This window comes from Enterococcus raffinosus (assembly GCF_001886185.1).
GTDB lineage: Bacteria > Bacillota > Bacilli > Lactobacillales > Enterococcaceae > Enterococcus_A > Enterococcus_A raffinosus.
In genome coordinates this window covers 1-2,443 of the sequence record NZ_JXLA01000088.1, presented here as the reverse complement: position 1 = coordinate 2,443, position 2,443 = coordinate 1, and the positions used below count along the sequence as shown (strand labels likewise).

The following is a 2,443-nucleotide window of genomic DNA, read 5'->3' as shown; positions in this document are numbered from 1 at the left end:
AGTAGATTTAAAACTTTGCAACAGAACCGCTTTTTTAGTCAATCTAAAGTTCTTTATTCTATGATATAATGTTACTGTAGAAAGTTTGTGGCGGTTTGGCAAATCCAATTGAAGGAGCGTGGTGCCTATGGGCTTATTAGCTTATCGGACGTACTCTGTAGAAAGGAAATGCCTGATTTGTTCTCATTGGATCAAATCATTGCTATTATCGGAGCAGCAGCAGTAGTTATTACTGCCGTAGCGAAAGCTAGCGATTCGATTTTAGCTTGGTTAAAGTTCAAAAAAGAACAAAAAAAATAGAGCCGTCTCAACTTTTGGCGAGGTAGACGAGCTCTAAAGCTTTATTTACATGCCATCCGCTTTGAACGGACTACACTGGGCATGTGACAGCATGCCCTTTCATTTATATTATATCTCATTCTTTTATATAATGAAAGTAAATAAATCATGGAGGATAAAATATGGATAAATTTAATAGATTAACATTAATAAATCAGTTTGAAATTTTAAAAGCTTTAAATCCTAACGAAGAAAAATACTATGCTGAAAAAATAGAAATACTAACAGAAGGTTACGAATATCACTATAGTGAAATATTTGAAAATATTTCTGATCCATTGCCAGAAGAAGATTCGCGGTTTGTTCTAGACATATTAAATATGTATAGAGATATTACTTTTAGTAAAAATAAATTAAAAGATATAAATTCAATTGATAATTATTATATACAATTTAAAGGTTTTGACTTTAATAGCTCTACCGAATTTAAGTTAGCACTTTATGCACAATTTTTTATTGAAAAATTAAATAGGTTTCAAGAAATAGTTGAAGATAGTGATTTTAACACTTTTAATAGCCATAAACCGATGAGAGGTACTTATATAAAATTTCTCGAAAATTATAATGATTTAAAATCTACCAATAATTATCAATTTGGAAACTTGTCTTATGAGATGATAAGTAAAGTTCTAAGTTTGTGATGATAAATGAAATTAAATAGTATAAATGATTTATTTGCTATTATAGGTGTTATTGCTAACATACTTTTTTCGTGTTTGAATTTTAGATTTACTCAAAAGAACAAAAAGAACAAACTCAGTATAGAACAAATGAAAAAAGACATTGAAACTGATTTAAAAAATGACCATAAAGAAAGAAGAAAAATTGAAGAATATACTTCTTTAATGGAAAAGTGTAAAGCAACTGATGCAATTTTTAGCTTTTTAAGAAAAAGTGATGAGATAATCACACGTGAAAATATAGATTTAGAAAATGAGATTAGTAAACTTGAATCTATCTTTTCCGATATAAATTCTCTTAAGTATTTAATCGTCGAAGAAAATTCGGATAGCTTTTTAGAATTTGAAAAATATCTAACAGATCTTATAGATAATAGAAATAATGAATTAATGAGACAAAACATTGCAAGATTCCTTACTAAATTAGTTTCTGAATGGAAAAGTATTATTTCTCAAAATATGGATAAATTAAGATATTAAGGATGTTAGTTTTAAAATAAACTAATGTCCTTATTTTTGTGTTCACATTTCTGTTACCTAAGAAATACTTAAAGGAGGTGATGTAGCCAGCAACGACTACAACTTGAACCCGCTATCTACAGTTTATTTGTTGTTTCTTTTGGGTATACTCTAATGGTACAAATCCATATTTGCTTAAAGCGTTGATTTTTCAGCGGTTTTTCTTTATTGCAAAGTGTACCCTAAGACCTGTATACTAATAGTAAATAGATTGGATAGGAATGATGGCAAATGTATTTAGCTTATTTAAGAGTTTCTTCCGACGATCAAAGTTTAGCTCGGCAACATAAGCTAATTGAAAATTGGTCAGTCAAAAATAATATTGCTGAAGACGATTTAAAAATTTTCGAGGAAAAAGTCTCTGGAAAAAATATTGAAAACAGACCAGAGCTGCAAGAGCTTATTTCTTTCATACGTGAACGAGATACGATTATTATTCCTAGTCTTGATCGATTAGCAAGAAATAGTAAAGATACAAAAGACTTACTTCAATTGTTTCGTAGTAAAGGTGCTTCTATTGAAATATTAGACCTACCGTCGTTTAATGGGGTAACTGACCCTGCATTAAGAGACTTGCTAACAAATTTAGTCATAGAAGTGTTTAGCTATGTTGCTGAAAACGAACGGAAAAAAATCAAAGAGCGTCAAAAACAAGGCATTGAAATTGCAAAGAAAAATGGTCGTTATACTGGTAAAAAGATTCAATACCATGCCAATGCAACAGGAAAAAACAAATTGATTTACGATGAAATTGTTGATGGTCTGAAGAAAAAAGAAACTATTTCTAAAATAGCAAAGAACGCAGGAGTTACAAGAAAAACCGTTTATCGAGTAAAAAGAGATTTAGGAATGTAATATGTTCCAGTTAGAAAGAAGGGTTCTGTTGCAAAGTTTTAAATCTACTA

4 protein-coding genes are annotated in these 2,443 nt (G+C 29.6%); all 4 read left to right on the top strand.

Translation table 11 applies throughout. From position 1 onward, the window contains the following. Nucleotides 1-87: 87 nt before the first annotated feature. Nucleotides 88-300: a hypothetical protein gene (locus RV13_RS20225; RefSeq protein WP_002349227.1), complete on the top strand. Its 213-nt coding sequence runs from the start codon at nucleotides 88-90 to the stop codon at nucleotides 298-300. Nucleotides 301-461: 161 nt separating this feature from the next. Then, nucleotides 462-980 (top strand): YfbU family protein, encoded by a 519-nt coding sequence (locus RV13_RS20220; protein WP_000357244.1) that lies wholly within the window; start codon nucleotides 462-464, stop codon nucleotides 978-980. Between the two features lie 6 nt (nucleotides 981-986). Beyond that, nucleotides 987-1,499 carry a hypothetical protein gene (locus RV13_RS20215; protein ID WP_000774078.1) on the top strand — a complete coding sequence of 171 codons (513 nt, stop codon included), beginning with the start codon at nucleotides 987-989 and terminating at the stop codon, nucleotides 1,497-1,499. Nucleotides 1,500-1,769: 270 nt separating this feature from the next. Then, nucleotides 1,770-2,393 carry a recombinase family protein gene (locus tag RV13_RS20210; RefSeq protein ID WP_002288897.1) on the top strand — a complete coding sequence of 208 codons (624 nt, stop codon included), beginning with the start codon at nucleotides 1,770-1,772 and terminating at the stop codon, nucleotides 2,391-2,393. The last annotated feature ends 50 nt before the right edge of the window (nucleotides 2,394-2,443 follow it).

Excerpts from the sequence above, each read along its gene's own strand:
- RV13_RS20220 (WP_000357244.1), top strand. The coding sequence starts at position 462 with ATGGATAAATTTAATAGATTAACATTAATAAATCAGTTTGAAATTTTA.
- RV13_RS20215 (WP_000774078.1), top strand. The coding sequence starts at position 987 with ATGAAATTAAATAGTATAAATGATTTATTTGCTATTATAGGTGTTATT.
- RV13_RS20210 (WP_002288897.1), top strand. The coding sequence starts at position 1,770 with ATGTATTTAGCTTATTTAAGAGTTTCTTCCGACGATCAAAGTTTAGCT.